Source organism: Rhodococcus mengyinensis (genome assembly GCF_048381435.1).
GTDB lineage: Bacteria > Actinomycetota > Actinomycetes > Mycobacteriales > Mycobacteriaceae > Rhodococcus_F > Rhodococcus_F opacus_D.
On the sequence record NZ_JBLWIT010000145.1, the window covers coordinates 158,440 to 184,548 of the forward strand.

Genomic DNA, 26,109 nt, shown 5'->3' on the forward strand with positions numbered 1-26,109 from the left:
CGGCGATGCCTGTCGTCACGCGACTACACCTGGCGCGCAGGCCCCTTCACCCCTAACCACTGTGTTCTTTCCTGACTCGGGAGACGAGTGATGCGACTTCTTCGACTTCGAACCGCCGTTGCCGCGTGCGCGATCGCGGCTGCCGGCACGCTGACCGTGGGGGCCGGACCGGCCCTCGCCCAGGATCTGCCGACGGTGGTGCTGGTCCACGGCGCGTTCGCCGACACGACCAGCTGGGATGCGGTGGCCGCGGAACTGCGCGGCCGAGGATACGAAGTCGTGGTCCCGGACAACCCGTTGCGCGGACCGGCCTACGACTCCGCCGCCATCGAAAAGGTGCTCGCGGACATCCCGGGACCGGTGGTGCTCGTCGGTCACTCGTACGGCGGCGCCGTCATCACCAATGTGCATTCGCCGAACGTCGAGGCCCTCGTCTACGTGGCGGCCTTCGCCCCGGCGCAGGGCGAGCCGGTCATGCTGAACCTCGACCCGATCCGGTTCCCCGGCAGCCAGCTGCTCCCGCCGGTGCTGCAGGTGAAGGTCGTCGAGAACGATCCCACCGGAATCGCCGGGAGAAACCTCGACGGGTACATCGATCCCGGCCGCTTCCACGAGGTGTTCGCCCAGGACGTCCCGGACGCCACCGTCGCCGGGATGATCGCGCACCAGAAGCCGGCTGCGCTCGTCGCGAACCTCGAGCCGACCGCCGATCCGTCGTGGGCGTCGACACCCAGCTGGGCCATGGTCGCTCAGAACGATCGCGTGATTCCGGCGGCCGCGGAGCGGTTCATGGCCACGCGCGCGGGAGCCCGGATCACGGAAGTTTCGGCGTCGCACGCCGTCCTGGTGTCCCAACCCGGCGCGGTCGCGGACCTCGTGGTGCAGGCAGACCAGGGAACTCCGTAGCGGGCCGCCGTGAACACGCCCGGACAACCGGCACCGAACAGCAGGAACCTCGCCCACCGTGTCCAGAAGATGGTCGGGCGTGATCCGCACGAGGAACACCGAGCGGCAACGCCGCTGGAGCTGCTGTTCGACCTGACGTTCGTCGTCGCGTTCGGCGTCGCGGGCGATCAGTTCGCGCACCTCGTTGCCGAAGGACACGTCGCCGCCGGGCTGGCGGGATTCGCGTTCGCGATGTTCTCGATCATCTGGGCGTGGATCAACTTCTCCTGGTTCGCGTCGGCCTACGACACCGACGACTGGATTTACCGGGTCACCACCATGATCCAGATGATCGGCGTCGTCATCCTGGCGCTGGGCATGCCTCCGATGTTCGCGTCCATCGACCGCGGAGTCGAACTCGACAATTCCGTGATGGTGTCCGGGTACATCGTCATGCGCATCGCCATGGTGTTCCAATGGCTGCGCGCCGCCAAACACGACCCCGAGCACCGTTCCGCGTCACTGACGTATGCCACGATGCTCGTCCTCGCGCAGATCGGCTGGGTCGCACTGGTGATCGCGCCCCTCACCGTCGAGTACGCGTTCGGCCTCGGCGCGATCCTCATCCTCGTCGAGCTGACCAGCCCCGTCATCGCCGAACGGTACAAGGGCGGAACGCCCTGGCACGCACACCACATCGTCGAGCGTCACGGCCTGCTCGTCATCATCACCCTCGGCGAGGGCGTGATCGGCACCGTGGCATCGCTGTCCGCCGTGGTCGAACACCAGGGCTGGACACTCGATGCGATACTCGTCGCGGTCGCCGGCATCGGGCTCACGTTCGGACTGTGGTGGGTGTACTACACCCTGCCGTCGGCCGAGGTGCTCGCGGTGTATCGCAGCCGGTCGTTCGTCTGGGGCTACAGCCACATCGCGCTCTTCGCGTCGCTGGCCGCGGTGGGGGCCGGACTACACGTGGCGGCGTATTACATCGAACACGCCTCCCATGTCGGCGCGACGGCGACGGTGCTCTCCGTCGCCGCACCCGTCGCGATCTTCCTCGCGGGTGTCTACGCGCTGTACACGTATCTGCTGCGGGTGCCCGACCCGTTCCACATCCTGCTCCTCGTCCTGACCGCGGCCACGATCGCGCTCGCACTGGTGCTGGCGGCGCAAGGCGTGTCGATGGCGTGGTGCCTGATCGTGGTGATGCTGGCACCGGTCGTCACGGTCGTCGGATACGAATTGCTCGGACACGCGCACGAGGCCCGTGCCCTCGAGATCGTCCTCGGGCGCGCAGGCACCGGCACCCGCGAGGAGTACTAGGTCCAGGGGGTCACCGGCCGAGGCCGGGCCACACCGTCGACGACCAGATCGAGCCGCTCGTCGAAGAACGCCACGAGTCCCCGAACTTCCGACGCGTCGACGAGGGGCTCGTCGTATCGCCACGCGATGTCGTGAAGCACTCCGCCTGCGGTCACCGCGGACCGGTAGGAAGCCTCGCCCTTGTAGGCGCAGTACGACGTCGTCGCACTCGGTTGCAGCTCCGCGACGACGTTGCCGGGCGGCAGGTAGTAGCGGACCGGAAGCAGTGTTTCGAACAGCATTTTCGCGCGCCGAGTGTCGGCGAGGAGGGTGTCGCCCAACATCACCCGGATATGACGGGACGTGCGGCGAACGTCGATGCGCTGGAACGGGTCGTGCGGATGACCGACAATCTCGTCGTCCTCCTCGAGCCAGCGGTCGAAGCCGTCGAAATCGAGAACCACGTACCCGGTCAGATCCTCGTCGCCGGGCCGGAACCCCAGGGCATACCCTGTGCCGGCGGTGCGGAGCGCGACGGGTTCGCCCTCCGTGCTGTGCACCGAGAACGGCACCCGCGGATCGAGTACCGGCAGCGTCGTCACGTCCGGCAGGGCGAACCCGACGTCACCGGCTCCCTCCGCCGGCACCGAATCCGTTGGCTCCGCCGACAACTCCGCATCGATGTCCTCCGCTGGCACCGCGTACGTGGGAACGACTCGCCGCGGTTCCCAGACCAGGACCGCACGGTCACTGTCGACCACCGTGGTCCCGTTCAGCACCGCACGGATCCGCTTCGCCGTCGGCTCGTAGCGAAGCTCGCGCAACTGACGTCCGATGCTGTCTCGCAGTCGCAGGCCCATAGTTCGAGATTAGGCCTGTCATCGGGCCAGGCCGAGGGAAGCGATGAGGTCCTCGTGGAACTCGAACCAGACGCGGTGGCAGGAGTCGCGGTCGGTTGCCGTGATCCAGGCCGGATCGGTGCCCGCTCGCTCGAGGGCGCCGGCGAACCGCCGGTGATAGCCGGCGAACCGGTCCATGCCCGCGACCAGGCGCGCCTCGAATTCGGCCAGGGCGTCGGCCGCGGTCGCCAGGCGGGTGATCGTCTCGTCGATGGTCACGGTCGCCTCGCCGAGGCCCATCTCGGCCAGCTGCCAGGCGGTGCACGCGTCCGCCACGGCGACGTTGTGCGGCAGGAAGTCCTGGTGCACCTGCACCACCACGGCGCGGGTGCCGCACCGGTCGAGCTCGGCGGCGAGCAGTCGCTCGCCGTGCACCTTCCCGGTTTCGGTCAGGGACCAGCCGCTGTCCCCGGCAAAGTCGGTGTGGGTGACCCACCCACGGGCCTCGGCATCGAGCAGGTGCTCGGCTGCCAGTCCTGCAGGCAGCGCGAACCGGGCAGCGATGCGCGCGGTCTCCGCGTAGCCCAGGATCCGCACGGCGTGCAGCACCAGGATGTCCGACGCGGTGCGGTGCGACATCAACTCCTCCCCGCGTTGCCGGTGGCGGTGCCGACGTGCCCGTGAGTGCCGTCGACGCGGACCCGTCGGCCCTCGGTCAGGGTGGTCATGGCCCCCGCCGCTGCCAGGACTGCCGGGATGCCGAATTCGCGGGCCACGATCGCGGCGTGCGCCAGCATCCCGCCCGTCTCTGTGACCACCGCGCACGCGCGGGCCAGCAGCGGCGTCCACGCCGGCGAGGTCGTTCGGCAAACCAGCACGTCGCCCGGACGAAAGCGGGCGAAGTCGTCCAGGCTGCCGATGATCCGCGCAGGCCCGGCAGCGGTGCCCGGGCTGGCTGCGACGCCTGTCAGCAGCATCTCCCCCGGCATTGCTCGCACCGGCAGCGCGGCGGAGGGCGCGGTCGTGATCGGGCGGGCCTGCAGGACCCAGATGTCGTCGCCGGCGATCGCCCACTCGATGTCCTGCGGGCACCCGAACAGGCTCTCGACGTCGCGTCCCAGCGCCGCGACGGCCAGAGCCTGGGCGGTGGTCAGCAGTTGCCCGCCCCAGTGCCGGGCGACCTGCACGTGCACACCGTCGACCAGGTACGCCTCCGGAGTGACGGTCCCGGCCACGACTGCCTCGCCGAGGCCCCGCGCAGCCTCGATCACCACGTGCTCGGCCCCGGTGACCGGGTGCCGGGTGAACATGACTCCGGCCGTCTCGGGTTGCACCATCACCTGCACGATCACCCCGGCCGACGCCGGGGCTTCCCGATCGGTGCGAGCCGCGTAGGCGACGGCTTCGGGCGAGGAGCACGACGCGGCGCTGCGATGCACCGCTTCGATCACCTCGGCGCTGGTGGTGACCCCGAGCGTCGTGGCCAGTTGTCCGGCGAACGAAGACTCGACGCCGTCCTCCGCGAGGGCGGACGAGCGCACCGCGAACGGACCCGGACCGAGACGGCGCAGTCCGACGTCGATGTCGCGGTCCCGACCGGGGTCGCCGAGCGGGTCGGGTATCACGAATCCCGCGGGCACCCGGAATCCGGCACGCAGCAGCAGGCCGAGGTTGCGGGCCTTGGCACCGCAACGCTCGGACGCGTCCAGCAGGGGCACGATCGGCACGTTCAGGCCTCCGCGTCGCGGTCGCCGGCCCGGGCAAGGACCCGGTTCAGGCGCTGCTGGGCAGCCTGCGCCGAACCCAGGCCGAGCGCCTGCGCGATCTGCGGCCAGGTCATCCCACCGGCCCGGGCGGCGAACAGCAGGCCGGCCTCGATCTGATCGAGCTCCACCCGAGCCGACGACAGCAGCCGCAGCCCGGCCGCGAGCACCGCCGGGTCCGTGCCCTGCGCGTCCAGGCCGACCCACGCCGCGAACCTGACGAGATCGGTGTCCGAACGTGGCTGCCCGGGATGCTCCCAGGGGCGCCGCTCGAGCCGCGCGGCACCGGCCTCGTTCAGCGTCGTGCGTGCCTGATCGAGTTCGGCCGCGTGTGTCTGGTCGTCGGTGGTCACCCGACCACCACACGCTATCAACAGCCTGTTGTCAACAGACTGTTGATGGGCGCGTCGTCGGACGAGGTCCCGGCATCCTCAGCCGGCGAGGATCCCGGCGACGAAATCCTGCGCGTCCTTCTGCGACGCGCCGATCGTCCCGCGATGGTCCGCACCCTCGTACGTCCGATACGTCAGTTCGTTCCCGTTGTCCTGCAACGTCTTCACCATCAGATCCGTCGACGGCTTGCTCACCACCAGGTCGCCGGAGCTCTGCGCGACCAGCGTCGGGACCTGCACGTGGACCCTCGACGGCTCCTGGCGGGCCAGGTATTCGGTGAGCGGTCCCAGGTCGGCGTCGGGACGGAAGACCTGACCGGCGGGCACGGGCGGGACCTTCCGGATGTCGTCGATGCACCCGGTCCGCGCCACCGTCAACAGCGGTTGCGCCCGCTCCGTCAGCAACGCCGACGGGACGATGGCCGGATCCGCGGCCTGGGCCCCGAGGAGGATCAGCGGGAGGAACGCCTCGGCCGCTTCGATACCCGGAACACCCGAACGGAAGTACTGCGGCGTCTGGTCGAGCCCGTTGCCCGGCGCGATCGCCACGGCGCCACCGAGGTGCAGTTCCGGGGCGCGCTCCCCGCCCTGCGCGGCGGTGAACAACGCCGCCTGCCCACCCTGACTGTGACCGATCACGAACCACGTCGAGCCGACCGCCGGATCCATCGCACGGGCGGCGCGCACGATGTCCACGACAGCGTTCGTCTCCGTGTCACCGTTGACGTACGGGTGGATGCCCGGCGTGCCCAGACCCTGGTAGTCCGTGCTCACCACCGCATATCCCTTGGCGACCCAGTCGTCGAGCGACGCGTTCACCCCGGAGAGATAGCCGTGGGCGGGGCCGCCGGCGAAATCCGCGGACGGGGCGCAGGCGTCCGCGACGCCGGTCGTGCCGTGCGCCCAGCTGATCACCGGATATCCACCCTCGGGTGCCGGCGTGCGAGGAATCGACACGGCGCCCGACACCACGACGGGGTCGCCGTTGCCGTCCTGCGACGCGTAGGTGATCACCTCGTTCCGTCCGGCGCTCGGCAGGGCCGGACCGTCCGCGACGGCGCGGGACGACAGCAGCTGTCCCGGCCGGAGCGCAGCCGGATCCGTCGCCGTCTCGGAAGTCGCAGTGGAACAGGCGGTTCCACCGAGGAGGACGAGTGCGGCCACCGCGCCGATCCGGGCGCGCGACAACGTCATGAGAACGCCGCCAGCGGCTCGGAACCCGACCAGTCGTGACCCCAATAGCTGTCCGCCGTGATCTCCTCCGCGGTGTAGTGCGTCTCGTCGACGAGCGTGCCCTCCGTGCCGAACTCGAGGTCCCAGCCGCCGGGGGCACGCACGTAGAACGACACCATGCGGTCGTTGGTGTGGCGGCCGAGGGTCGACGAGATGGAGAAGCCCAGCTTGCCGAGCCGGTCGAGTGCCTGCCCGACGGCGTCGAGCGTGTCGACCTCCGTCATCAGATGCACCATCCCGGGTTCGCCGCTGTGCGGCGCAGGGCACAACGCGAGGCTGTGATGGCGCTGATTGACACCCATGAACCGCACCCGGCGGGCCGGTCCCGGGGCGTCGGCCGGTCCGAGCCGGATCGCGCCGCGCGGCAGGAAGCCCAGCACCTCGGTGTAGAACGTGTAGGCCTCCTCGAACGCCGGCGTCGGGAGGACCACGTGCCCCAGACCCTGTGCGCCGGTGACGAACCGGCCGCCGTGCGGAGTGACGACCGGGCTGTGGTCGAGCACGGGCCCGAAGAAGACCTCCACCCGCGTGCCGGACGGATCGTCCAACGCGATCACCTGCTCTGCGTCGCGGTAGCGCGACTCTTCCTCGGACAGGACGTCGACCGTGACACCCGACTTCTCCACCTGCTCACGCACCCGTTGGAGAGCGAACTGGTCGCGCACCTCCCACCCCACCGCGAGTGCCTTGTCCGTGTCACCCGGAAGGACGATCAGCCGCGACCGCCGCTCGTCGACGCGCAGGTACAGGCCGTCGGGCTCGGGGCCGGCACCCTCGGCCATGCCCAGCCCGTCCACCACCAGCTCACGCCAGCGTGGCACGTCCTTCGTCTGGATCCTGAGGTAGCCGAGCCCGCGAATGTCGGTCATGTGAAAGTCCTTTCATGGAGGCGGCTCCGCGCCCGTGCGCCNGGGACTACCAGAAAGGCGCACGGGCGCGGAGCGCCTAGATCATGGAGCGGTGGATGCCCTGGGGTTCCCCGCCGAGCTGGGTCAGAGCCGAGGAGTGGAAGATCGACCCCGGCACGTGGATGGCGTGGGAGAGGCCGGCGTGGGCGTCCCGCCAGAAGCGCTGCAAGGGTGTCTTCAGTTGGAGCGCACCGCCACCGGAGCGTGCGAAGATCTCGTCCACGGCACGCACCGCCCGCCACGCGGCGGCCGTCTGCGTGCGCCGGCCGATGGAGCGGAGTTCGAACGAGACGTCCCGGCCCTTCTCGGTCATGTCCCAGAACCGGTCGACCGTCTCGAGGATCGCCGCGCGCGACGCCGCGATCTCCGCCGCCGCCTCGCCGATCGCGAACAGCACGTACGGGTCGTCCTTGATCGCGGTACCCGACACGGTGACACGTTCACGCTGCGCATTCAGGTGGCAGGCCAGCGCGCCCTCGGCGATGCCGATCAGCGACGACGTGATGCCGAGCGGGAAGATGCACGAGAACGGGAAGTTGTAGAGCGTCTGGGTGCGGCCGAACTCCTTCGGCGCGGACCCGTCGAAGACCTTGTCGGCCTGCAGGGTCCGGTGCTGCGGGATGAACGCGTCCTTGACGATCAGGTCCTTGGACCCGGTGCCGCGCAGTCCGACGACGTTCCAGCTGTCCTGGTCGATGTCGTAGTCCGAGCGTGGCAGCAGCACGTGCAGGATCTGCGGCGGCATCACCCGGTTGCCGTCCCGGTCGCCGACCGCGGCGCCGATCATGATCCACCCGCAGTGGTCGGTGCCCGAGGAGAACGACCACCGGCCGTTGAGGACGTAGCCGCCGTCGGTGGGCACGGCCACACCCATCGGCGCATACGGCGAGGCCATCCACATGTCGGAGTCCTCGCCCCACACCTCGTCCTGGGCCGTGCGGTCGAAGAACGCGAGTTCCCACGGGTGGACGCCGACGATGCCGCTGACCCAGCCCGCGGCCCCGTCGATGGCGCCGATGCCCATCGCGGTCTCTGCGAACTCGCGCGGATGCGATTCGTAGCCGCCGTACTCCTTGGGCTGCAGCATCCGCATCACTCCGGAGTCGCGCAACCGTTTCGCGGAGGTGTCGGACAGGCGCATCAGCTTGTCGCCCTCGGCGCCTTCCGCTCGGATCTCGTCCGCGTACTGTTCGATCCTGTCAAGAACCTGGCCCATGATGATCTCGGCTTTCTGGTGTCGGTACCCGGCGAAACGCCTAGGCGGACTTCTTCTCGGCGACTGCGGAACCCGCGGACTCCCGGTCTGCGAGACCGAGGGCGATCTCGATCAGCTGGTCCTCCTGACCGCCGACCAGCTTGCGTCGGCCGGCCTCGATGAGGATCTCCGCACCGGACACGCCGTACCGGCGGGCGTGGGAGTCGGCGTGCTTGAGGAAGCTGGAGTAGACACCCGCGTAGCCCATCGTCAGCGACAGCCGGTCGAGCAGGCAGTCGCCGTCCATGATCGGCCGGACGACGTCCTCGGCCGCGTCGATGATCTTCAGGGTGTCGATGCCGGTGCGGATTCCGAGCTTCTCGGTGACGGCGGCGAACGCCTCGACCGGGGTGTTGCCCGCGCCCGCACCGAAGCGCCGGGTGGAGCCGTCGATCTGGAGGGCGCCGGACTCGACGGCGAGCACCGAGTTGGCGACACCGAGCCCGAGGTTCTCGTGCCCGTGGAAGCCGACCTGCGCGTCGTCGCCGAGTTCGGCCACCAGGGCGGACACCCGGTCGCTGACGGCGTTCAGGATCAGCGCCCCGGCCGAGTCCACCACGTACACGCACTGGCAGCCGGCGTCGGCCATGATCCGGGCCTGCTTCGCGAGAACCTCCGGCGGCTGGCTGTGCGACATCATCAGGAAGCCGACGGTCTCCAGCCCGAGTTCGCGGGCGAGACCGAAATGCTGCACGGAGATGTCGGCTTCGGTGCAGTGCGTGGCGATGCGGCAGATGCTTGCGCCGTTGTCCGCAGCCTCCCGGATGTCGGACTGGACGCCCAGTCCGGGGAGCATGAGGAACGCGATCCTGGCCCGCTCCGCCGTCTCCACCGCGGCCTTGATCAGTTCCTGCTCCGGGGTGTGGCTGAAGCCGTAGTTGAACGAGGAACCGCCGAGTCCGTCGCCGTGGGTGACCTCGATGACCGGGACCCCGGCGGCGTCGAGCGCCCCGACGATCGAGCGGACGTGGTCGACGGTGAACTGGTGTCGCTTGGCGTGGGATCCGTCGCGCAGGGACGAGTCCGTCACCCGGATGTCGAGATCGGCACTGTAAGGCATCGGTATTCCTTCGAAGAGTGAATGGGGCGGACGCGTCAGACGCTCGCGCCGAGGATCTGCGTCGCGAAGCTCTCGCCGACCTTGGTGGCGGCGGCGGTCATGATGTCGAGGTTGCCGGAATAGGGCGGCAGGAAGTCGCCCGCTCCCTCTACCTCGAGGAAGATGCCGACCCGGGCGAGGCCACCGCTGATCGGCGTCGGGTCGTCGAATTGCGGTTCGGCGCGCAGTCGGTAGCCGGGGACGTACGCCTGCACGGACGCTGCGACGTCGTGGATGGACGCGGTGATCGCGTCCCGGTCGGCGTCGGCGGGAATGGAGCAGAACACGGTGTCCTTCATGAACATCGGCGGTTCGGCCGGGTTCAGGATGATGATCGCCTTGCCCTTCTTCGCCCCGCCGATCGTCTCGATGCCCCGGCTCGTGGTGATCGTGAATTCGTCGATGTTCGCGCGGGTGCCCGGGCCTGCGGACGGCGACGCCACGCTGGCGACGATCTCGGCGTACGCCACCTCGGCGATCCGGGAGACGGCGTACACCATCGGGATGGTTGCCTGGCCGCCACACGTGATGAGGTTGACGTTCGGCGCCGTCCGGTGCTCGCCCATGTTCACGGCGGGCACGACGGCGGGTCCGAGCGCGGCGGGGGTGAGGTCGACGGCCTGGATGCCGAGTTCCCGGTAGCGGGGGGCGTTCGCCCGGTGCACGTAGGCGGACGTGGCCTCGAAGACGATGTCGGGACGCTCGTCCTGGGCGAGCAGCCAGTCGACACCCTCGGCGCTGGCGATCACACCCCGGTCCGTGGCGCGCTTCAGTCCCTCACTGTCCGGGTCGACGCCGATCATCCAGCGGGGCTCGATGATCTCCGAGCGGAGGAGCTTGTACAGGAGGTCGGTGCCGATGTTGCCGGATCCGACGATCGCGGCGAGAGCCTTGGTCACAGTTGTCGCCTTTACTTGAATTCTACTGATACGGAACCGATGTCACTGAAATCGGCGCGGAACACGTCACCGGGCCGGGCGTCGATCGCGCGGGTGCACGAGCCGGGCAGGATGACGTGCCCGGCCTCGAGTCGCACTCCGAAGCTCGCGACCTTCCGGGCCAGCCACGCCACGGCCTTCGTGGGATTGCCGAGCACCGCCGACGCCTCGCCCCGCGCGATCTCCTCCTCGCCCTGGAACAGCACGGCGGAGATCCCGCCGATGTCGACGTTCGCCGGTTCCACCCGTCCGGCGCCGAGGATCATGCCCGCCGAGGACGCGTTGTCGGCGATCGTGTCGGCGAGCCCGATCTTCCAGTCGGTGATGCGGGAGTCGATCAGTTCGATGCTGGGAACGATGTATTCGGTAGCCGCCAGCACGTCCTCTTCGGTGCATCCCTCCCCCGGCAGGGTCTCGCCGAGGACGTACCCGATCTCCACCTCGATGCGCGGGTAGCAGAATCGAGCAGTGTCGATCGGCGTCCCCTCGGCGTACACCATGCTCGACAGCAGATGTCCGTAGTCGGGTTCGTCGACGCCCATCATCTTCTGCATGACCTCGGACGACAGCCCGACCTTGTGGCCGTACACCGTCTCCCCCGCCTCCAGCCGCGCGCGGATGTTGATCAGCGCGATCTCGTAGGCGTCGACCACGTCGATGCCCGGGAACACGGTGGTCAACGGGTCGATCGGCGCACGGTCCTGTTCGGCGTTCCGCAGCAGGTGGGCGGCGGACAGTCGCTGCGCATCGCTCAGCATCACGCCACCTCTCCCGCACGTGAGTGCTGTCGCGTGGTCCGGGACGCCTCGCCACTCACGTCGGCGACGTGCAGCGCGGCGATGTAGCCGAACACCATGGCGGGACCGATGGTCGCGCCCGCGCCGGCGTATTCGTTGCCCATCACCGACGCCGACGTGTTGCCGGTGGCGTACAGGCCGTCGATGACGGAGCCGTCCTCGCGGAGCACCCGCGCGTCGGCGTCGGTGACGAGGCCGCCCTTGGTGCCCAGGTCGCCGGCCTCGCACCGGATCGCGTAGAACGGTCCCTGGACGATCTCGTCGAGGCACGGGTTCTTCATCGTCGGGTCGCCGTAGTACCGGTCGTACGCGCTGTCGCCGCGGCCGAAGTCCTCGTCCTTGCCGGTGCGGGCGAAGCCGTTGAACCGGTCGATGGTCGCGACCAGGGTGTCGGCCTTGACGCCGATCGCGTCGGCGAGGTCGCGCAGCGTGTCCGCCTTGTGCACGACCCCGGAGTCGTAGAACCCCTGTGGGAACGGCACACCCGGCAGCACCTGCGCGAACGGGTACCGCGACTTCGCCTTGCCGTCCATCACGAACCACGCCGGGACGTGACCGCCGTCGAGTTGGTCGTGGACGAAGTTCACGTACGGCGACGACTCGTTGGTGAAGCGTTCGCCGCGGCCGTTGACGATCACCGACGGCGGAATGCACCGTTCCGAGACGAGCGGGATCACGGCGCCCATCGGGTGGAGCACCGACGGCATCCACCAGGCGTCGTCCATGAGGTCGACTGCAGCGCCGAGCTTCTGGCCGGCGACGATGCCGTCGCCGGTGTTCTCCGGGGCACCGGCGCTGACGTCCGGGACGCCGGGCTTGGGCAGGTACTTCGCACGCATGTCCTGGTTGTGGTCGAACCCGCCGGTCGCGAGCAGCACGCCGCGGCGGGCGCCGATCCGGACCGTTCGTCCGTCACGTTCGGCGAGAACACCGACGACGGCTCCGGTGCCGTCGACGATCAGTTCCGTCATCGACGCCTTCAGCCACAGCGGCACCCCGGCGTCCTCGAGGACCATCCGCATCCGCGCCACGAGTGCGCGGCCGCCGGTGGCCATGTGGCGTCGGCGGATTACGTTGGATGCCACCCGCCACGCCGCGACGAGGGATGCCTTGCGGCCCTTCCAGGTGCGCTTGACCATGGCGAGGTCGTGGTAGTCCTTGGACGTGACCCACAGTCCGAGCGGACCCTTCATGCTGTTCGGCCGCTGGTACTGCTCGTTCTCCTTCAGCGCCCGGGTGTCGAACGGCATGCATTCGATGGTGCGCCCGAGCGGTCGGCCGCCGTCGTACTCCGGGTGGTAGTCGGAGTAGCCCTTCACCCAGTAGAGCTTCATGTGCGGGCTGCGGTCGAGCAGTTCCATCAGCTCGGGGCCCTTGTCGACGAACGCGTCGAGACGGTCGGCGGGAACCGTGCCCTCGGTGATGATGTCGAGGTAGCGTCGGATCGACTCCCGTGAGTCGATCACGCCCTTCTCCCGCAGTGTCGGGGCGTTGGGAATCCAGATGCCGCCCCCCGAGATGGCGGTGGAGCCGCCGAACGTGGCGCCCTTGTCGATGACGAGAGTGTCGATTCCCCGGTCGGCGGCGGTGATCGCCGCGGCCATACCGCCGCCACCGCTGCCGACGACGAGGAAATCGACTGTGGTGTCGAAGGTTTCTTCGGTGCCGGTCATCGTCCGCTGCCGTCCTTGCGGAGCAGGAAGGCGAGGACGGCACTCTCGAACGCCGTCTTCTGTTCGATCATCGCCCAGTGCCCGCAGTTCGGGAACACGTGCAGTTCCGCCCGGGGAATCGACCGCATCGGGATGATCGCCATGTCCAGCGGGCTGACTCGGTCGTCGCGGCCCCACGTGAGCAGTGTCGGTGCCTTCACCTTGTGCAGCTGAGCCCAGTACGGGGCCGCGTCGGATTCGAGTGCGGCCCGGGCGCCGGCCTCGAACGCCGCCCTGCTGTACATCTTGCGGGCGCTGGCGAGGGTCTCGGGGTCGGTGGCCTGCGTCCAGCGTTCCTCGATCAGTTCCTCGGTGACCATCGCGGGGTCGAACACCATCGAGTGCAGCCACGCGATCAGTCGTTCCCGGGTGGGGTCGTCCGTGAACTCCATCAGGAGGTTGATGCCCTCACCGGGGCCGGGGCTGAAGAGGTTCCTGCCGATGCCGCCGATGGTGATCAGCTTGCCGACCCGGTCGGGGTGCGCGATGGCGAACTGGGTGGCGACGATGCCGCCCATCGAGTTTCCGAGCATTGCCACCTCGTCCAGCCCGAGTCCGTCGAGGAAGCGGAGCACCGCGTCGCCTGCGGTGAGCATCGGATGACCGCCGAAGTCGTCGCTGACCCCGAATCCCGGGAACTCCAGGACGAAGGTGCGGAAGTGCTCGGCGAAGACGCCGAGGTTGCCGCGGAAGTTGCGCCACCCCGTCACGCCGGGGCCGGAGCCGTGCAGCAGCAGAAGAGGCGGACCGTCGCCGGCCTCGTGGTAGCGAAGCACGCCGAGGTCGGTCTTCAGCTCCTTCAGGGTGCCCTCGTAACTCGAGTCAGTCGTCATGGTCGGTCACGTTGCCAGCGCGCTCCAGGCTCGGACAGAAGCGATCCCGGTCAGCGAGACATCGCCCTGTGCGCGCAGGCATCGGCCGGGGATTTCCACTGACCGAGACGGCATCTCGTGACGGTTCTGGGCCGTCCCTAGCCTCGGGGACGATCGTCGAACGGGTCGGCGACGGAAGAGCAATCGGAGGCGGTCTGATGGCAATCGAACCGGCCGGCACCCAGCCCGGGACCCGCTCGGACGCACCGTCACCGGACGAGATGCGCCGTGCCCTCGGCCAATTCGCCAGCGGAGTGACGGTGGTGACCGGCCTCGACACGGAGGGTCCGGTGGGTTTCACGTGTCAGTCGTTCGCGTCGGTGTCCCTGGAGCCGCCGCTGATCCTGTTCTGCGCCGATCACCGCGGGCGAGCATGGCCGCGCATCCGGCGGTCGGGGCGTTTCACGATCAACGTGCTGCGCGAGGACCAGACGGACCTCTGTTTCCGGTTCGGCTCGAGCCGGGGCACCAAGTTCGACGGGCTCGCCTGGGAGCCGTCGCGGTGGTCGACGCCGTCGCTGCCGGGGGTCCTCGTCCGCGTGCACGCGGACGTGCAGTCGGTGCACACCGCCGGCGACCACGACGTCGTGATCGGACGCGTCCTGGAACTCGACTCGGTGTGCGAGGAGCGTCCGATGGTGTTCTTCCGGGGCGGTTTCGGCATCGACGCCGCTCCGCGGCCCGTGCGCGCGTAACGAGTCCAGAGACTCGTCACACGCGCACGGGCGCTACAGCCATTGGCCGGACTGCACCGCGAGGAGCTGGTCCAGCGTCTCGGTCGACCACGAGCTGTCCGGGATCTCCGGGGTCCGGCGGCCGCGACGGGGTGTTCCCAGTTCGGGGTGGAGCGTCCGGGTGACTTCCCGGGCGGCGTCGACGACGAGCGGGGCGACGCGCTCGAGTTGGACGGTGCGCGTGTCGCCGCACAGCGAGATGCCGGCCACCGGCCCGTCGGCACTGCGGACCGCGACACCGACGCAGCCGATTCCGCGCACCGCCTCGCCCCGCTCGAACGCGAGGCCGCGGCGCTGCCGGATCCGGTTGAGCTCCTGGTGCAGTGTGGACAGTTCGGTGATCGTGCGGTCCGTGCTCCGGTTGAGCCGCGGCCCGTACATGCTGTCGACCTGCTCCGGGTCCACCCACGCCAGCATCGCCTTGCCGCCCGCCGTCGTGTAGGCGGGCACGCGCCCACCCACCCGCGACGGCAGGCTCGCGGCCATCCGTCCGCCCACCTTGTCCAGGTACACGCTCTCCGCACCGTCCAACACGGCCAGGTGCACCACCATTCCGGTCTGCATGTGCAGGTCGTGCAGCAGCGGGGCCGCCGCGGCCCGGACCTGGCTGTGCCCGTTGTCGCCGCCGCCGAGCCCCATCGCGCGCCGTCCGAGGCAGTAGCCGAAGCTGGCGTGGTCGACCCAGTCGAGGCGAACCAGCTGATCGAGGATGCGGTGCACCGTGGACCGCGGCAGCCGGGTGCGGCACGCGACCTCCTCGAGGGTCAGGCGCGACGTGCGGCCGTCGAAGGCGTCGAGGATCAGCGTCATCCGCTCGACCATCGACGGTGGCAGATCCTTCTTCGCAGCGGGTACCGACAGTGCATCATCCGAATCGACGACAGTCATCGACGCCTCCAAATATCCTGGTCACACGCATACGCCCGACAAAAATTGAAATGAATTCTTAAAATGTACCAGCCGTGCCCGCCGCGGGGAAGAATTCGGACAATCGCCGCGCCCGGTCAGCGGGAACGCCCGCGCGACCCCCGGGGCACCTCCACTACAACGGTGACGACAGACCGACCCCCGACAGCGGAGTAACCACCTGATGCACATAGGAATCGCGCCACCCATCGTCATCGCGCACCCCGCCGTCCGCGCGGACTGGGAACTCGGCGCCGGCATCGCGGAGTTGACCGCGATCGCCCGCACCGCCGACCGCCTCGGCTACCACCACCTCACCTGCAGCGAGCACGTCGCCGTCCCCACCGACGTCGCGGTCGAGCGCGGCGGCACCTACTGGGACCCGCTCGCGACCCTCGGGTTCCTGGCCGCCCAGACCACCGGCATCCGCCTCGCCACCCAGGTCCTGGTACTCGGCTATCACCACCCCCTCGAGATCGCGAAGCGTTACGGCACGCTCGACGTCGTCAGCGGCGGCCGACTCGTCCTCGGGCTGGGCGTGGGCAGCCTGCGCGAGGAATTCGACCTGCTCGGCGCCCATTTCGACGACCGGGGCGCCCGCGCCGACGACGCCCTCGCGGCGCTCCGTGCGTCGCTGTCACAACCTCGGCCCGAGTACCACGGCACGTTCTACGACTTCGACGGCGTCGTCGTCGAACCGCACGCCGTCCAGCCGCGGGTTCCGCTGTGGATCGGGGGACGGACTCTGCGATCCCTGCGCCGCGCGGTGACGCTCGGCGACGGGTGGGTGCCGTTCGGCCTGTCGCTCGACGAGTTGTGCACGCTGCTCGCCAGAGTCGACCTCCCCGAGGGTTTCGAGATGGTCCTCAGCGCCGGCGCGCCCCTCGATCCGATCGGCTCCCGCGACACCGTGACCCGCGCCCTCGAACGACGACGCGACGCCGGCACCACCGTCGTCAGCGCCACCCTCGCGTCCACGAGCGCAGCCCACTACTGCGAGCAACTGGAGGCCCTCCGGCAGCTGGGCGACGAACTCGGCCTCTCCTTCCGCACCGCAACCGAAGACAGGATCCGTCCATGACCGGCACCGAAGAACTCGTCCGCGCACTCGCCGAACGCGTCACCGCGCTCGAAGACAAGCTCGCCATCCTCGAGCTGATGACCGCCTACGGTCCCGCCATCGACAGCGGTTCGGCCGACGCGGTCGCACGCCTGTGGACCGAGGACGGTGTGTACGACGTCGACACCGGGGTGATGCGCGGGCATGCGGCCATCACGGCGATGGTGCAGTCGCAGGCGCATCAGGGATGGATCGGCGGCGGCTGCGCGCACATGCTCGAGCCCGGACACGTGCGCGTCGACGGTGACACCGCGGTGGCCACGTGCAAGTCGCAGTTGATCATTCACGACGACGACGGATTCCGCGTCCACCGGATCACCGCCAACCGGTGGGAGCTCGCCAAGATCGACGGCGAGTGGAAGGTGACCCGGCGCGTCAATCGGCTGCTCGACGGTCGCGAGGAGGCGCGCACCCTGCTGGCGGCTGGGGTGCGCGCCTGAACACTTGGACTGCCACACCGACACGAGGCCCGCAGATGCTGCGGGCCTCGTGGTCGGGCAAGGAAACTGTCAGGCGACCATCTCCGACTTCGGCGACGCCACGTCGACCGGACGCTCGATCTTGTTGCGGATGAGGAGAAGTCCCATCACCGAGGCCAGCAGTCCGGCGACGGCGAGTGTGAAGAAGGCGTAGACGAAGCCCCTCTCCGAGTACTGCGCGGCGCGGCCCACCAGCACGACACCGGGGATCGCGACGATGGCGATCATCACCTGACTGCCGATCGCACTACCCAGCGAGCCGGAGAGGTTCAGCATCCCGCCTGCAATTCCCTGCGTCTGCGCGGGCACGGTGCGCATGATGAGGTTCGGCAGCGTCGCCGATGCGGAACCGAGCCCGAGGCCGATCACCAACTGCCCGAACATCATCTGGACCGTCGAGTCGTGCAGGGTGGCGAGCAGGAACGATCCGAGCGCGAGGGACGCGCCGCCGAACACCAGAACCGGTGCCGGGCCGATGCGGCGGGTGAAGTATCCGCCGACCGGGCCCGCGATCATCGACACGACGCCCGTAGGGACGGTGTAAATGGCGACGGCGAGTGCGGTGACTCCGAATCCGTAACCGAGACCGAGGTCGGGATCGGTCATCACGAACATCGGGATGAGCATCGAATGGCTGACCAGGACGAACTGGACGAAACCGCTGGCGGCCAATGTTTTCGCGACGGGTCCGTGCTTCAGCATCTGCAGGTCGATGAGCGGTTCCTTCGGCGTGCGTTCGTAGAGCAGCCAGCCGGCGAGGATGGCGAGCCCGCCGCCAACGCACAGCAATGTCTGCGGGGCCGTGTACCCCCACGCGGTGGCCTTGCCGATACCGAACAGCAGCACGAATGCGCCGAGGCCGAGGATGGCCGCGCCGAGCACGTCCAGCTTCGATCGCGTCCGCAGCGTGGTCTCGGGAACGAAGATCGCGACCGCGATTCCGACGACCGCCACGTGGAGGAGTTGCGCCCAGAACACGCCGGTGTAGCCGAAGTGGTCGATGAGGTAACCGCCGATGATCGGGCCGAGGATGGTGCTGGCGCCCATTCCGGTGGCGACGAATCCCACGGCCACGGGAATGATCGATGGGGGCAGAATGTCTCGGATCAACCCGTAGGCGAGCACGAGGATCGCCATGCCCGCACCCTGCAAGCCGCGGCCCACGAGGAAGAGTTCGAAGTTGGGGGCCAGCGCGCCGAGTAGTGAACCGGCGCCGAACACCGCGGCGGACACGAGCATCATCCGCTTCTTGCCGTAGATGTCGCCGAGTTTGCCGACGAGCGGAGTCGAGGCGGCAAGCATCAGGGTGACGATCGTGATCACCCAGCCGACGTTCGCGGTGCCGAAGTGTTTCGCGATCTCCGGCAGCGCCGGGGTGACGAAGTTGTAGGCGAGCGGGATGACTTCGACCAGAAGGATGATCAAGGCCAGCAGGGCGAACGCCTTCCCGCGTGAGAGCGGTGCGCGCTCCGCCTCACCTGGGGACAGGGGCATGTTATGCATATGTGGCTCCGGGGGATTCGAGAGGATCAGCACGCCCAACCTGGCATGCCGCCCAGTGACGTCGACCACAGTTCCCACTCACCGAGACCTGCCCGCAGCCGGTGTCGTCGATGCCGAATCGGCAGGGAAAGTAGAAAACATTCCCCCATTGAATCGTGCCTATGCAGTGACTGATCAGTAGTTCGTGCGATACAACTAGAATGAAATCTAATTCTTCTCGCAATCAGGAGTTCCCATGACGGAATCACTCAGCCTCGCCGGACGCACCGCCGTCGTCACCGGCGCGGGCGCAGGCCTCGGCCGGGCCGAAGCCCTCGCACTCGCCGCCGCAGGCGCGGCAGTCGTCGTCAACGACATGGGCGACGGGGCACACGCGGTGGCCGCGGAGATCGCGGCAGCCGGCGGCCGCGCCACCGCCGTGACCGGCGACGTCTCCGACTGGTCGCTGGGCGAACGCCTCGTGCACGAGGCCGTCCGCACATTCGGATCGATGGACATCCTCGTCAACAACGCCGGAATCCTGCGCGACAAGATGATTTTCAACCTCTCCGAATCCGACTGGGACGACGTCATCCGCGTCCATCTCAAGGGGCACGCCGCCACGTCGCGGGCCGCGGCCGCGCACTGGCGCGAGTCGAGCAAGACCGCCGGAGGCCCCGTGTACGGGCGGGTCGTCAACACGTCGTCCGAGGCGTTCCTGTTCGGATCGGCGGGCCAGCCCAACTACTCGGCCGCGAAGGCCGGGATCACCGCGCTCACACTGTCGACGGCACAGGGCCTCTCGCGTTACGGGGTGCGCGCCAACGCGATCTGCCCGCGCGCCAGGACGGCCATGACCGCCGACGCGTTCGGCGAGAACACGGCCGACGCGGGACCCGACCCCCTGTCCCCCGACCGGGTCGCCACCCTCGTCCACTACCTGTCCTCCCCCGCCTCCGACGAGGTCAACGGGCAGGTGTTCGTCGTGTACGGCAAGATGGTCGCGCTGATGGCAGCGCCGAAGGTCGAGAACCGCTTCGACGCAGCAGGTTCCGCCTTCTCACCCGAGGAGCTCGAGGAGCTTCTCACACCCTATTTCGCCGGCCGCGGACCGCACGAGAACTATGCCGCGTTCAGCGTCGCCGAACTGGAGAAGGTCGCGCTGGCGACCGGCGACACCGCCGGTGTCTGAGCCACACCCGCAGAAGGAGCACACGATGAGGCTGCACGGAAAGACGGCGATCGTGACGGGCGGCGCCGGAGGCATCGGCCGCGCCGTGACGACGGTGTTCGTCCGCGAGGGCGCCAACGTCCTGTTCGTCGACATCGACGACGAACGCGGCAAGGATCTCGAGCAGGAACTGGGATCGTCCGCTCGCTTTCTGAACGCCGACATCTCCCGGCGCGAGTCCGCCGAGCAGATCCGGGACGCCGCCGTCGCCGCGTTCGGATCCGTGGACGTGCTGGTCAACAACGCCCACGCCTCCCGGCAGGCACTGCTGATCGACCACACCCAGGAGATGTTCGATCTCTCGTTCCGGACCGGGTTCTATCCGGTCGTGCACCTCATGCAGGCCTGCTACGAGCAGTTGAAGGCGGCGAAGGGTTCGGTGATCAACTTCGCGTCCGGGTCCGGGCTCGACGGCATGCCCACCCAGACGTCGTACGCCGCGGCGAAGGAAGCGATCCGCGGCGTCAGCCGGGTGGCGGCCAACGAGTGGGCGGCCGATCAGATCCGGGTCAACGTGATCTGCCCGTTCGCCGCGACCGAGGGCGTCCTCGCCTGGCAGGAACGATTCCCCGACCGCGCCGCCGCGTCCGTGGCGAAGGTTCCGCTCCAGCGGATCGGCGATCCCGAGACCGACATCGCGCCCGTCGCGGTGTTCCTCGCGTCCGAAGATTCGCGGTACATGACCGGACAGACACTGATGGCGGACGGCGGCAGCATCAAGCTGCGCTGATCCGCCCGGACAGGAGAACGACGATGGAAGACTTCAAGGGCCGGGTCGCCCTGATCACCGGCGGTGCCCGCGGCCAGGGCCGCAGCCACGCGGTCGCACTGGCCGAACGCGGAGCAGACATAGTGCTAGGCGACCGCTGCGAGGACAGTCCGGCCGTGAACTATCCCCTGGCCACCGCCGCCGACCTCGACGAAACCGCGGAACTGGTGCGCGCCACCGGTCGACGGTGCATCACCGCCGAGGCGGACACCGCGGACCGGGCGGCGATGGACGCACTGGTCGCAGAGGCGGAGTCCGAGTTCGGGAGAATCGACGTCGCGGTCGCGAATGCCGGCGTCTCGGTGGCCGCCCCGGTACAGTCGCTCACGCAGGAACAGTGGTCGGAGGCGATCGGTTCCAACCTCACCGGCGTCTTCAACACCGTGGGAGCGGTGGCACCCGGCATGATCCGGCGGGGATACGGCCGGATCGTCACCATCTCGTCGATGCTCGGCCGGGCCGGCAACACCAACATGGCCGCGTACGCGGCGTCGAAGTGGGGCGTCATCGGGCTCACCAAGAGCGCGGCGCTCGACCTCGCCCCGCACGGCATCACGGTGAATGCGATTGCGCCGGGCAACATCTCGACACCGATGATTCACAACGACGCCCTCTACCGGATGATGCGTCCCGACCTCGACGCGCCCGCAGCGGAGGACGTGGAACCGGTGTTCCGCAGCCTGCACGCCCAGCCCGTGGCGTGGCTGGACGCCACCGAGATCACCCGGGTCGTGCTGTTCCTCGCCGCCGAGGGCAGCGCACACATCAGCGGCATCGTCCTGCCCGTCGACGCGGGCAATGCCGCGCGCGGCCTGTGAGTACTTATTAACCGCCCGACGTTGATTAGTACTCACGGGCGCTAATGGTCAAGGCTTTGATTACACCCGTTCGGCCGCTAACCTGTGCTCATGCCCGAGGAGACGACCGACCAGAGCAACCTGGACTTCCTGTCCTTCGTGGACTTCGCGGTGGGCAAGACCGTCGACGAACTGCCAGAGGTCGATCCGGTGTCCATGCGGCTGGTTCTCGCGCTGCACCGCGTGACCAGTGCCCTCGTCTACGACCTCGAGTCGACGGTCCACCGGCCCAGCGGGTGGAGCTGGCCTGGGTTCCGGGTGCTGTTCGTGTTGTGGCTCGCCGGACCGTGCGAGGCCAAGCGGGTGGCCTCACTGTCGGGGATGAGCAGGTCTGCCGTGTCGGCGCTGGTGAACACGCTCGAGCGCGACGGTCTCGTGACACGGCGACCGTCCGCAGGCGACCGCCGGGCGGTCGACCTCGAGCTGACCGACGCCGGGCACGACGCCATCGTCAGCACGTACTCGGCGCACAACAAGCGCGAGCAGACGTGGACCGAGACGCTGACACCGTCGGAACGGCTCGTCCTGATCGGGTTGCTGGAGAAGCTGGCGTCGGGCACCGCCGCCCGCGAAGCCGTCAAACGCAGTTGAGGTAGATGATGGCCGTGAGCAGTCTCATCCGTCCGGGGGAACAACGCCTCGTCTCGTTCGACGAGTTCCGCGAGTCGGTGAGCGACGCGTTCGTCCCCCTCGAGATGACGTCGGCAGACCACGACGACTTCCGTGGCGTCGTGCGCGGCGCGACGGTCGGTGCGATCCGGATCAGCGAGGTCACGGCCGCCCCGCACGTCATTCGGCGAACGCCCCGGACCATCCGCGCCGCCAACCCCGATTACTTCAAACTCGGACTGCAGGTGCGCGGGAACAGCGTCCTGAGCCAGGACGGCCGCGAAACCGCGCTCACCCCCGGCGACTTCGCGATCTACGACACGACCCGGCCGTATCAGCTGTCGTTCGACGACCGCTTCCGGATGCTGGTCGTGATGTTCCCCCGGCACCTCCTCCGCGTTCCGCCCGACGGCATCGCCCAGCTCACCGCACGCCGTGTGCCCGGCAGGCAGGGGCTCGGTGCCGTAGTTGCCCCACTGTTGCGCGGGCTCGGCGAGCAGATCGCCGACGCCTCCCCCACCGTCGCGGTGCACCTCGGCGATGCCGTCCTCGATCTGGTCGCGGCCGCGTTCGCGGAGCAACTTCACCTCGCCGGCGGGGTGCTCCTGCAGTCGCGCGGGGACGCACTGCGCGCCAGGGTGACCGCCTTCCTCGACGAGCGGCTCGCCGACCGGGAACTGGATCTGCACTCGATCGCCGCCGCGCATCACATCTCGGTGCGGCACCTGCAGAAGATGTTCGAAGCCGACGGCGACACGGTCAGCGGATGGATTCGACGCCGTCGCCTCGAGCAGTGCCGACGCGATCTCGCCGATCCCCGTTACCGCGACCTACCCGTCTCGGCCATCGGTGCCCGCTGGGGTTTCGCCGACGCAGCCCACTTCTCCCGGCTGTTCAAGAACGCGCACGGATCGACACCCGGCCGATACCGCGCCGACGCCACACCGGTCACCGAGTCGACGCGTCCGACCCGATGATCTCCGCGATCTCGTCGACGTGCACGGGCCTGCGCCAACTGTCCCAGCCCACGTGGATCTGCCGCGGGTGCACGGACGGGTCGAGCACGCAGTCCTGGTGAGTGTGCCCGTGCAGCAACCAATCTCCCTCGTCCTGCAGCCGATACTTCACGCCCCGGTCCTCCGCGGTGTGGTCGCCGACGTACGGGAAATGGGAGAGCAGCACGGTCTCAGTCGCGATCTTCCGCCGCGCGAACAACTGCACCGACGCGAACGTCTCCAGGAACACCCGTTGCCGGATGTGACTGTTGCGGTTCGCCATCGGATGGCACGAGTCGTGATTGCCGGGGATCAGATGCAGTTCGACGTTCCGCGTCCGCGCGAACTCGCCCAGTGCGCGCAGCGCCCAGTCCTCGGCGGCCTTACCACCGACGGTGATGTCGCCGAGTATCCAGAGTTGATCGCCGCTCCCGACGGCGGTGCCGAGCGCGTCGAGGATGGATTCGTCGTGCGCGTCGATCTCCGCCTCGAAGCCCCGGATCTCCACCAGCCGTGCGTGACGAAGGTGCAGGTCGGACGTGAACCACACACTCATGCCAGGAACCGCGACCGCAGTTCCGCGAAGAACGCCGCCGACAACCGCTCGAAGTCCTCGGCGCTCACACGGATCCGGTCGCCGATCTCGAGCTTCAGAACGGACTGGCCGGAGACATACTTCAGGACGCTGATGCCGCGCAGGACGCCGTCGTTGTTCATCAACGAGTCGGCAATGATCTCGACTTCGTTGAGCGGGTTCCCGTCCTTGCCCGTCACCGCCCGGATCCGATGGACGAAGTAGCGGTCCAGCACCAGGACCATGTTGTCGAAGAACAGTGGCTCGAAGTCCTCGAGTGCGGCGAAGACCTTCTTGCCCGTGACCTCGCCCGCAATCGCCCCCGTCAGCGACGTGTACGCGGCGATCTGCTCCGCGACGGACGCCTCGGCGTGATCGATTTCTTCCTTCGTGTAGTTCTTCCGTCCGAGCACTTCGCCGTCTCCTTCGATGCACCGGGTGTCGGATCGACACGCCGAACTCCCAGACCAGCAGTGTTCCACCTTCCACATCCCAGCAGATGAGGGTTCGAGGTGCGATACTCCCGGGTGGCTCCTGCCTCGTATCAACCGGCAACAAAGAAGTCCGGAAGGATGCACCGATGAAGGTCACGATTGCACGAACCGTAGGTATCGCCGCCGCTGTCGCCGGCGCGGGTCTCCTCGCCGCCCCCACCGCGTCCGCGGCACCCGAAGACGTCACGGTCGACATCGGCGTCGACGGGAATGCGGTCATCATGGACGTCCGGTACGACGTGTCCGGGGCAGTGGTGTGCGTGATGAACATCGTCCCCGTCGACGGAACCGTGCCTGCCGCCACCGTGGGCCCGACCGTCGTGATGGGCGGAGACGACGGCGAACTGCGGGCCACCGTCGACCCCGGCGAGTACGCGGTGCAATGGTCCTGCTCGAGCGTGCCGTCTTTCGAGCAGTGGGGAAGCGTCCCGCCGCTGAACAACGGCACCGTCGAACCCACCGTCGTCACCGTGACCGAGACGTCGGGGCCGGGCGGCGGAGGCTCGTCCGGCAGTCCGTTCGGCAGCTGACGGACCGCGCGTACGTGAGCGGCAAAGCGTGTTCGAGCACTCTTTCGCACTCACGTACGCGGGAATGGCGAACTTCTTGGACCGGCGCGTAACGAAACCGCTGCGATTGGGGATTGACAGTACGGAATCCCGCAACGGACAGGAACCCTCCGCCATGGCTACCGTCACGCACATCGATATCGCTCGCGCCCGCCGCTCCCGTCGGGTTCTCTTCATCGGCAACCCCACGCGGTACAAAGAGGTGTCCCACTGGGCGATGGTCAAGCAGTGGATGGTTGTCCACGGACTCGAGCCCGTCCGGAAGATCGACGGCCCCGCGCTCTGCGCGATCGTCACCGAGGACGTCCTCGACGGAATCGGCTCACCCCAGGACGCACTGACCGTTCAGCACGCCCGTGAGCAGGGCATACCGGTCATCAGCGTGCACGACAGCACCCAGATCTGGCAGGCCACGGCCCGCGTCCGCGCGTCCATCGCGCGGGCCGGGGGCGGCGCACACTCAAGCCCGCATCACCAGGGCGCCTGAGGTAGGCCGGGCCCGGCCGTCATGGTCGATTGGGACGGCGAAGGCTACGCCGATGTCGGCGCCCTCCAGCGCGCCGTCGCGGAGAAGTCGATCGCGGAACTCGTCCTCGCGGGCAGTGAACGGGTGCTCGACGTGGGATGTGGCGACGGATTCGTCACGCTCCGGATCGCGGAACGTCTTCCCGGCGGCTCGGTGGTCGGAGTGGACGCGTCGCCGCGGATGATCGCGAAGGCCCAATCGAGAGCATTGCCGGACGGCACCCGCGCCGAGTTCCGTATCGCCGATGCACGCGACCTCCCGTTCGATGGCGAGTTCGACGTCGCGGTGTCGTTCAACGCCCTGCATTGGGTCCCCGACCTGCAGGTGGCATTGGCCGGAATCGCCCGCAGCGTCGTGGACGGCGGGCGTGTGATCATCCAGATGGTGTGCGCGAGCCTGCGGACCAGTGTCGAAGACGTTTTGATGGCCGTGGCGGCACGCCCGCGATGGGCCGAGTTCTTCACCGACTTCACGGCGCCGTTCATCCACATCGAACCGCAGAAGTTCCGCGACGTCGCGGAGGCAGCAGGACTCGGCACCACCGACCTCGTCGTGCGCGACGTCGAATGGGATTTCGGCTCCCGGGAAAAATTCGCGCGGTGGTGCACCGTCGGATCCACCGACTGGACCACGCACCTCGACGACGCAGCCGTGCCGGAGTTCATGGACGACGTCGTGCGCGAGTACGAACAGATCGCCGGCCGCCCCGGGCTGTTCCTGTTCACCCAGATGCGGGCGGAACTCGTCCGGCAGTCCTGACAGCGGC

At 68.6% G+C, this 26,109-nt stretch carries 29 protein-coding genes; 13 read left to right on the top strand and 16 right to left on the bottom strand.

Features of this window, described 5'->3' with window-relative positions:
- Positions 1–90: 90 nt before the first annotated feature.
- Positions 91–906: an alpha/beta hydrolase gene (locus ACNJ7E_RS37165; RefSeq protein ID WP_280781495.1), complete on the top strand. Its 816-nt coding sequence runs from the start codon at positions 91–93 to the stop codon at positions 904–906.
- 69 nt (positions 907–975) lie between these two features.
- Positions 976–2,211: a low temperature requirement protein A gene (locus tag ACNJ7E_RS37170; protein ID WP_418342255.1), complete on the top strand. Its 1,236-nt coding sequence runs from the start codon at positions 976–978 to the stop codon at positions 2,209–2,211.
- On the opposite strand, the gene ACNJ7E_RS37175 is transcribed toward ACNJ7E_RS37170, so the two are convergent.
- The 12 genes from ACNJ7E_RS37175 to ACNJ7E_RS37230 all read right to left on the bottom strand — a co-directional run bounded on the left by ACNJ7E_RS37175 (position 2,208) and on the right by ACNJ7E_RS37230 (position 13,959).
- Complete coding sequence (locus ACNJ7E_RS37175) at positions 2,208–3,050, bottom strand: DUF427 domain-containing protein (RefSeq protein ID WP_418342195.1); 843 nt, start codon at positions 3,048–3,050, stop codon at positions 2,208–2,210. The genes ACNJ7E_RS37170 and ACNJ7E_RS37175 overlap by 4 nt on opposite strands.
- 18 nt (positions 3,051–3,068) lie before the next feature.
- The gene (locus ACNJ7E_RS37180; RefSeq protein ID WP_418342196.1) at positions 3,069–3,668 is read right to left on the bottom strand and encodes a hypothetical protein; all 600 of its coding nucleotides are present in this window, start codon (positions 3,666–3,668) and stop codon (positions 3,069–3,071) included.
- A complete protein-coding gene (locus ACNJ7E_RS37185; protein WP_418342197.1) occupies positions 3,668–4,756 on the bottom strand; it encodes a PEP/pyruvate-binding domain-containing protein in 1,089 nt (362 codons plus the stop codon). Before ACNJ7E_RS37185 ends, ACNJ7E_RS37180 begins: the two co-directional genes overlap by 1 nt.
- Before the next feature lie 2 nt (positions 4,757–4,758).
- Complete coding sequence (locus ACNJ7E_RS37190; protein ID WP_280781491.1) at positions 4,759–5,145, bottom strand: hypothetical protein; 387 nt, start codon at positions 5,143–5,145, stop codon at positions 4,759–4,761.
- Between the two features lie 78 nt (positions 5,146–5,223).
- Positions 5,224–6,378: an alpha/beta hydrolase family protein gene (locus tag ACNJ7E_RS37195; protein WP_280781490.1), complete on the bottom strand. Its 1,155-nt coding sequence runs from the start codon at positions 6,376–6,378 to the stop codon at positions 5,224–5,226.
- Entirely contained in the window at positions 6,375–7,286 is a 912-nt protein-coding gene (bphC, locus tag ACNJ7E_RS37200) for a biphenyl-2,3-diol 1,2-dioxygenase (protein WP_280781489.1), read from the bottom strand. Before bphC ends, ACNJ7E_RS37195 begins: the two co-directional genes overlap by 4 nt.
- Positions 7,287–7,362: 76 nt before the next feature.
- Positions 7,363–8,541, bottom strand: a complete 1,179-nt coding sequence (locus tag ACNJ7E_RS37205; RefSeq protein ID WP_280781488.1) for an acyl-CoA dehydrogenase family protein — start codon at positions 8,539–8,541, stop codon at positions 7,363–7,365.
- Positions 8,542–8,581: 40 nt separating this feature from the next.
- Positions 8,582–9,640 carry a 4-hydroxy-2-oxovalerate aldolase gene (dmpG, locus tag ACNJ7E_RS37210; RefSeq protein WP_280781487.1) on the bottom strand — a complete coding sequence of 353 codons (1,059 nt, stop codon included), beginning with the start codon at positions 9,638–9,640 and terminating at the stop codon, positions 8,582–8,584.
- A gap of 35 nt (positions 9,641–9,675) precedes the next feature.
- Entirely contained in the window at positions 9,676–10,578 is a 903-nt protein-coding gene (locus ACNJ7E_RS37215; RefSeq protein ID WP_283331397.1) for an acetaldehyde dehydrogenase (acetylating), read from the bottom strand.
- 11 nt (positions 10,579–10,589) lie between these two features.
- Complete coding sequence (locus tag ACNJ7E_RS37220) at positions 10,590–11,375, bottom strand: 2-keto-4-pentenoate hydratase (protein ID WP_283352481.1); 786 nt, start codon at positions 11,373–11,375, stop codon at positions 10,590–10,592.
- The gene (locus tag ACNJ7E_RS37225) at positions 11,375–13,087 is read right to left on the bottom strand and encodes an FAD-binding protein (RefSeq protein ID WP_418342198.1); all 1,713 of its coding nucleotides are present in this window, start codon (positions 13,085–13,087) and stop codon (positions 11,375–11,377) included. The genes ACNJ7E_RS37220 and ACNJ7E_RS37225 overlap by 1 nt, the downstream gene beginning before the upstream one ends.
- Positions 13,084–13,959, bottom strand: a complete 876-nt coding sequence (locus ACNJ7E_RS37230) for an alpha/beta fold hydrolase (protein WP_105413209.1) — start codon at positions 13,957–13,959, stop codon at positions 13,084–13,086. The genes ACNJ7E_RS37225 and ACNJ7E_RS37230 overlap by 4 nt, the downstream gene beginning before the upstream one ends.
- A gap of 197 nt (positions 13,960–14,156) precedes the next feature.
- Between ACNJ7E_RS37230 and ACNJ7E_RS37235 the strand changes: the two genes are divergently transcribed.
- Positions 14,157–14,693 carry a flavin reductase family protein gene (locus ACNJ7E_RS37235; RefSeq protein ID WP_280781482.1) on the top strand — a complete coding sequence of 179 codons (537 nt, stop codon included), beginning with the start codon at positions 14,157–14,159 and terminating at the stop codon, positions 14,691–14,693.
- A gap of 33 nt (positions 14,694–14,726) precedes the next feature.
- On the opposite strand, the gene ACNJ7E_RS37240 is transcribed toward ACNJ7E_RS37235, so the two are convergent.
- Entirely contained in the window at positions 14,727–15,620 is an 894-nt protein-coding gene (locus tag ACNJ7E_RS37240) for an IclR family transcriptional regulator (RefSeq protein ID WP_280781481.1), read from the bottom strand.
- A 202-nt stretch (positions 15,621–15,822) separates the two neighbouring features.
- On the opposite strand from ACNJ7E_RS37240, the gene ACNJ7E_RS37245 reads away from it, so the two are divergent.
- Together ACNJ7E_RS37245 and ACNJ7E_RS37250 are read left to right on the top strand one after the other, a co-directional pair.
- Positions 15,823–16,719, top strand: coding sequence for a TIGR03619 family F420-dependent LLM class oxidoreductase (locus ACNJ7E_RS37245; RefSeq protein ID WP_009479039.1), 897 nt, complete (start codon positions 15,823–15,825; stop codon positions 16,717–16,719).
- A complete protein-coding gene (locus tag ACNJ7E_RS37250) occupies positions 16,716–17,198 on the top strand; it encodes a nuclear transport factor 2 family protein (protein ID WP_128639302.1) in 483 nt (160 codons plus the stop codon). The genes ACNJ7E_RS37245 and ACNJ7E_RS37250 overlap by 4 nt, the downstream gene beginning before the upstream one ends.
- 69 nt (positions 17,199–17,267) lie before the next feature.
- Here ACNJ7E_RS37250 and ACNJ7E_RS37255 read toward each other — a convergent pair whose 3' ends face one another.
- On the bottom strand, positions 17,268–18,731 hold the full coding sequence (locus ACNJ7E_RS37255; protein ID WP_280781480.1) for an MFS transporter: 1,464 nt from the start codon (positions 18,729–18,731) through the stop codon (positions 17,268–17,270).
- 244 nt (positions 18,732–18,975) lie between these two features.
- On the opposite strand from ACNJ7E_RS37255, the gene ACNJ7E_RS37260 reads away from it, so the two are divergent.
- From ACNJ7E_RS37260 to ACNJ7E_RS37280, 5 genes are all read left to right on the top strand, one after another.
- Positions 18,976–19,911, top strand: a complete 936-nt coding sequence (locus tag ACNJ7E_RS37260) for a 3-oxoacyl-ACP reductase (protein WP_280781479.1) — start codon at positions 18,976–18,978, stop codon at positions 19,909–19,911.
- A 25-nt stretch (positions 19,912–19,936) separates the two neighbouring features.
- Positions 19,937–20,680 (top strand): SDR family NAD(P)-dependent oxidoreductase, encoded by a 744-nt coding sequence (locus ACNJ7E_RS37265; RefSeq protein ID WP_280781478.1) that lies wholly within the window; start codon positions 19,937–19,939, stop codon positions 20,678–20,680.
- 23 nt (positions 20,681–20,703) lie between these two features.
- Positions 20,704–21,537 carry a mycofactocin-coupled SDR family oxidoreductase gene (locus ACNJ7E_RS37270; RefSeq protein WP_317568106.1) on the top strand — a complete coding sequence of 278 codons (834 nt, stop codon included), beginning with the start codon at positions 20,704–20,706 and terminating at the stop codon, positions 21,535–21,537.
- Between the two features lie 90 nt (positions 21,538–21,627).
- On the top strand, positions 21,628–22,167 hold the full coding sequence (locus ACNJ7E_RS37275) for a MarR family winged helix-turn-helix transcriptional regulator (RefSeq protein WP_280781476.1): 540 nt from the start codon (positions 21,628–21,630) through the stop codon (positions 22,165–22,167).
- Between the two features lie 8 nt (positions 22,168–22,175).
- Entirely contained in the window at positions 22,176–23,162 is a 987-nt protein-coding gene (locus tag ACNJ7E_RS37280) for an AraC-like ligand-binding domain-containing protein (RefSeq protein WP_418342199.1), read from the top strand.
- On the opposite strand, the gene ACNJ7E_RS37285 is transcribed toward ACNJ7E_RS37280, so the two are convergent.
- Together ACNJ7E_RS37285 and ACNJ7E_RS37290 are read right to left on the bottom strand one after the other, a co-directional pair.
- A complete protein-coding gene (locus ACNJ7E_RS37285; RefSeq protein WP_317568108.1) occupies positions 23,134–23,736 on the bottom strand; it encodes a metallophosphoesterase in 603 nt (200 codons plus the stop codon). The genes ACNJ7E_RS37280 and ACNJ7E_RS37285 overlap by 29 nt on opposite strands.
- Positions 23,733–24,167 (bottom strand): hypothetical protein, encoded by a 435-nt coding sequence (locus ACNJ7E_RS37290; RefSeq protein WP_418342200.1) that lies wholly within the window; start codon positions 24,165–24,167, stop codon positions 23,733–23,735. Before ACNJ7E_RS37290 ends, ACNJ7E_RS37285 begins: the two co-directional genes overlap by 4 nt.
- A 167-nt stretch (positions 24,168–24,334) precedes the next feature.
- On the opposite strand from ACNJ7E_RS37290, the gene ACNJ7E_RS37295 reads away from it, so the two are divergent.
- The 3 genes from ACNJ7E_RS37295 (at position 24,335) to ACNJ7E_RS37305 (ending at position 26,102) form a co-directional block, all read left to right on the top strand.
- Positions 24,335–24,778: a hypothetical protein gene (locus ACNJ7E_RS37295; protein WP_280781471.1), complete on the top strand. Its 444-nt coding sequence runs from the start codon at positions 24,335–24,337 to the stop codon at positions 24,776–24,778.
- A gap of 154 nt (positions 24,779–24,932) precedes the next feature.
- Positions 24,933–25,304, top strand: a complete 372-nt coding sequence (locus ACNJ7E_RS37300; protein WP_105413395.1) for a hypothetical protein — start codon at positions 24,933–24,935, stop codon at positions 25,302–25,304.
- A gap of 21 nt (positions 25,305–25,325) precedes the next feature.
- Complete coding sequence (locus tag ACNJ7E_RS37305; RefSeq protein WP_418342201.1) at positions 25,326–26,102, top strand: class I SAM-dependent methyltransferase; 777 nt, start codon at positions 25,326–25,328, stop codon at positions 26,100–26,102.
- Positions 26,103–26,109: the final 7 nt, after the last annotated feature.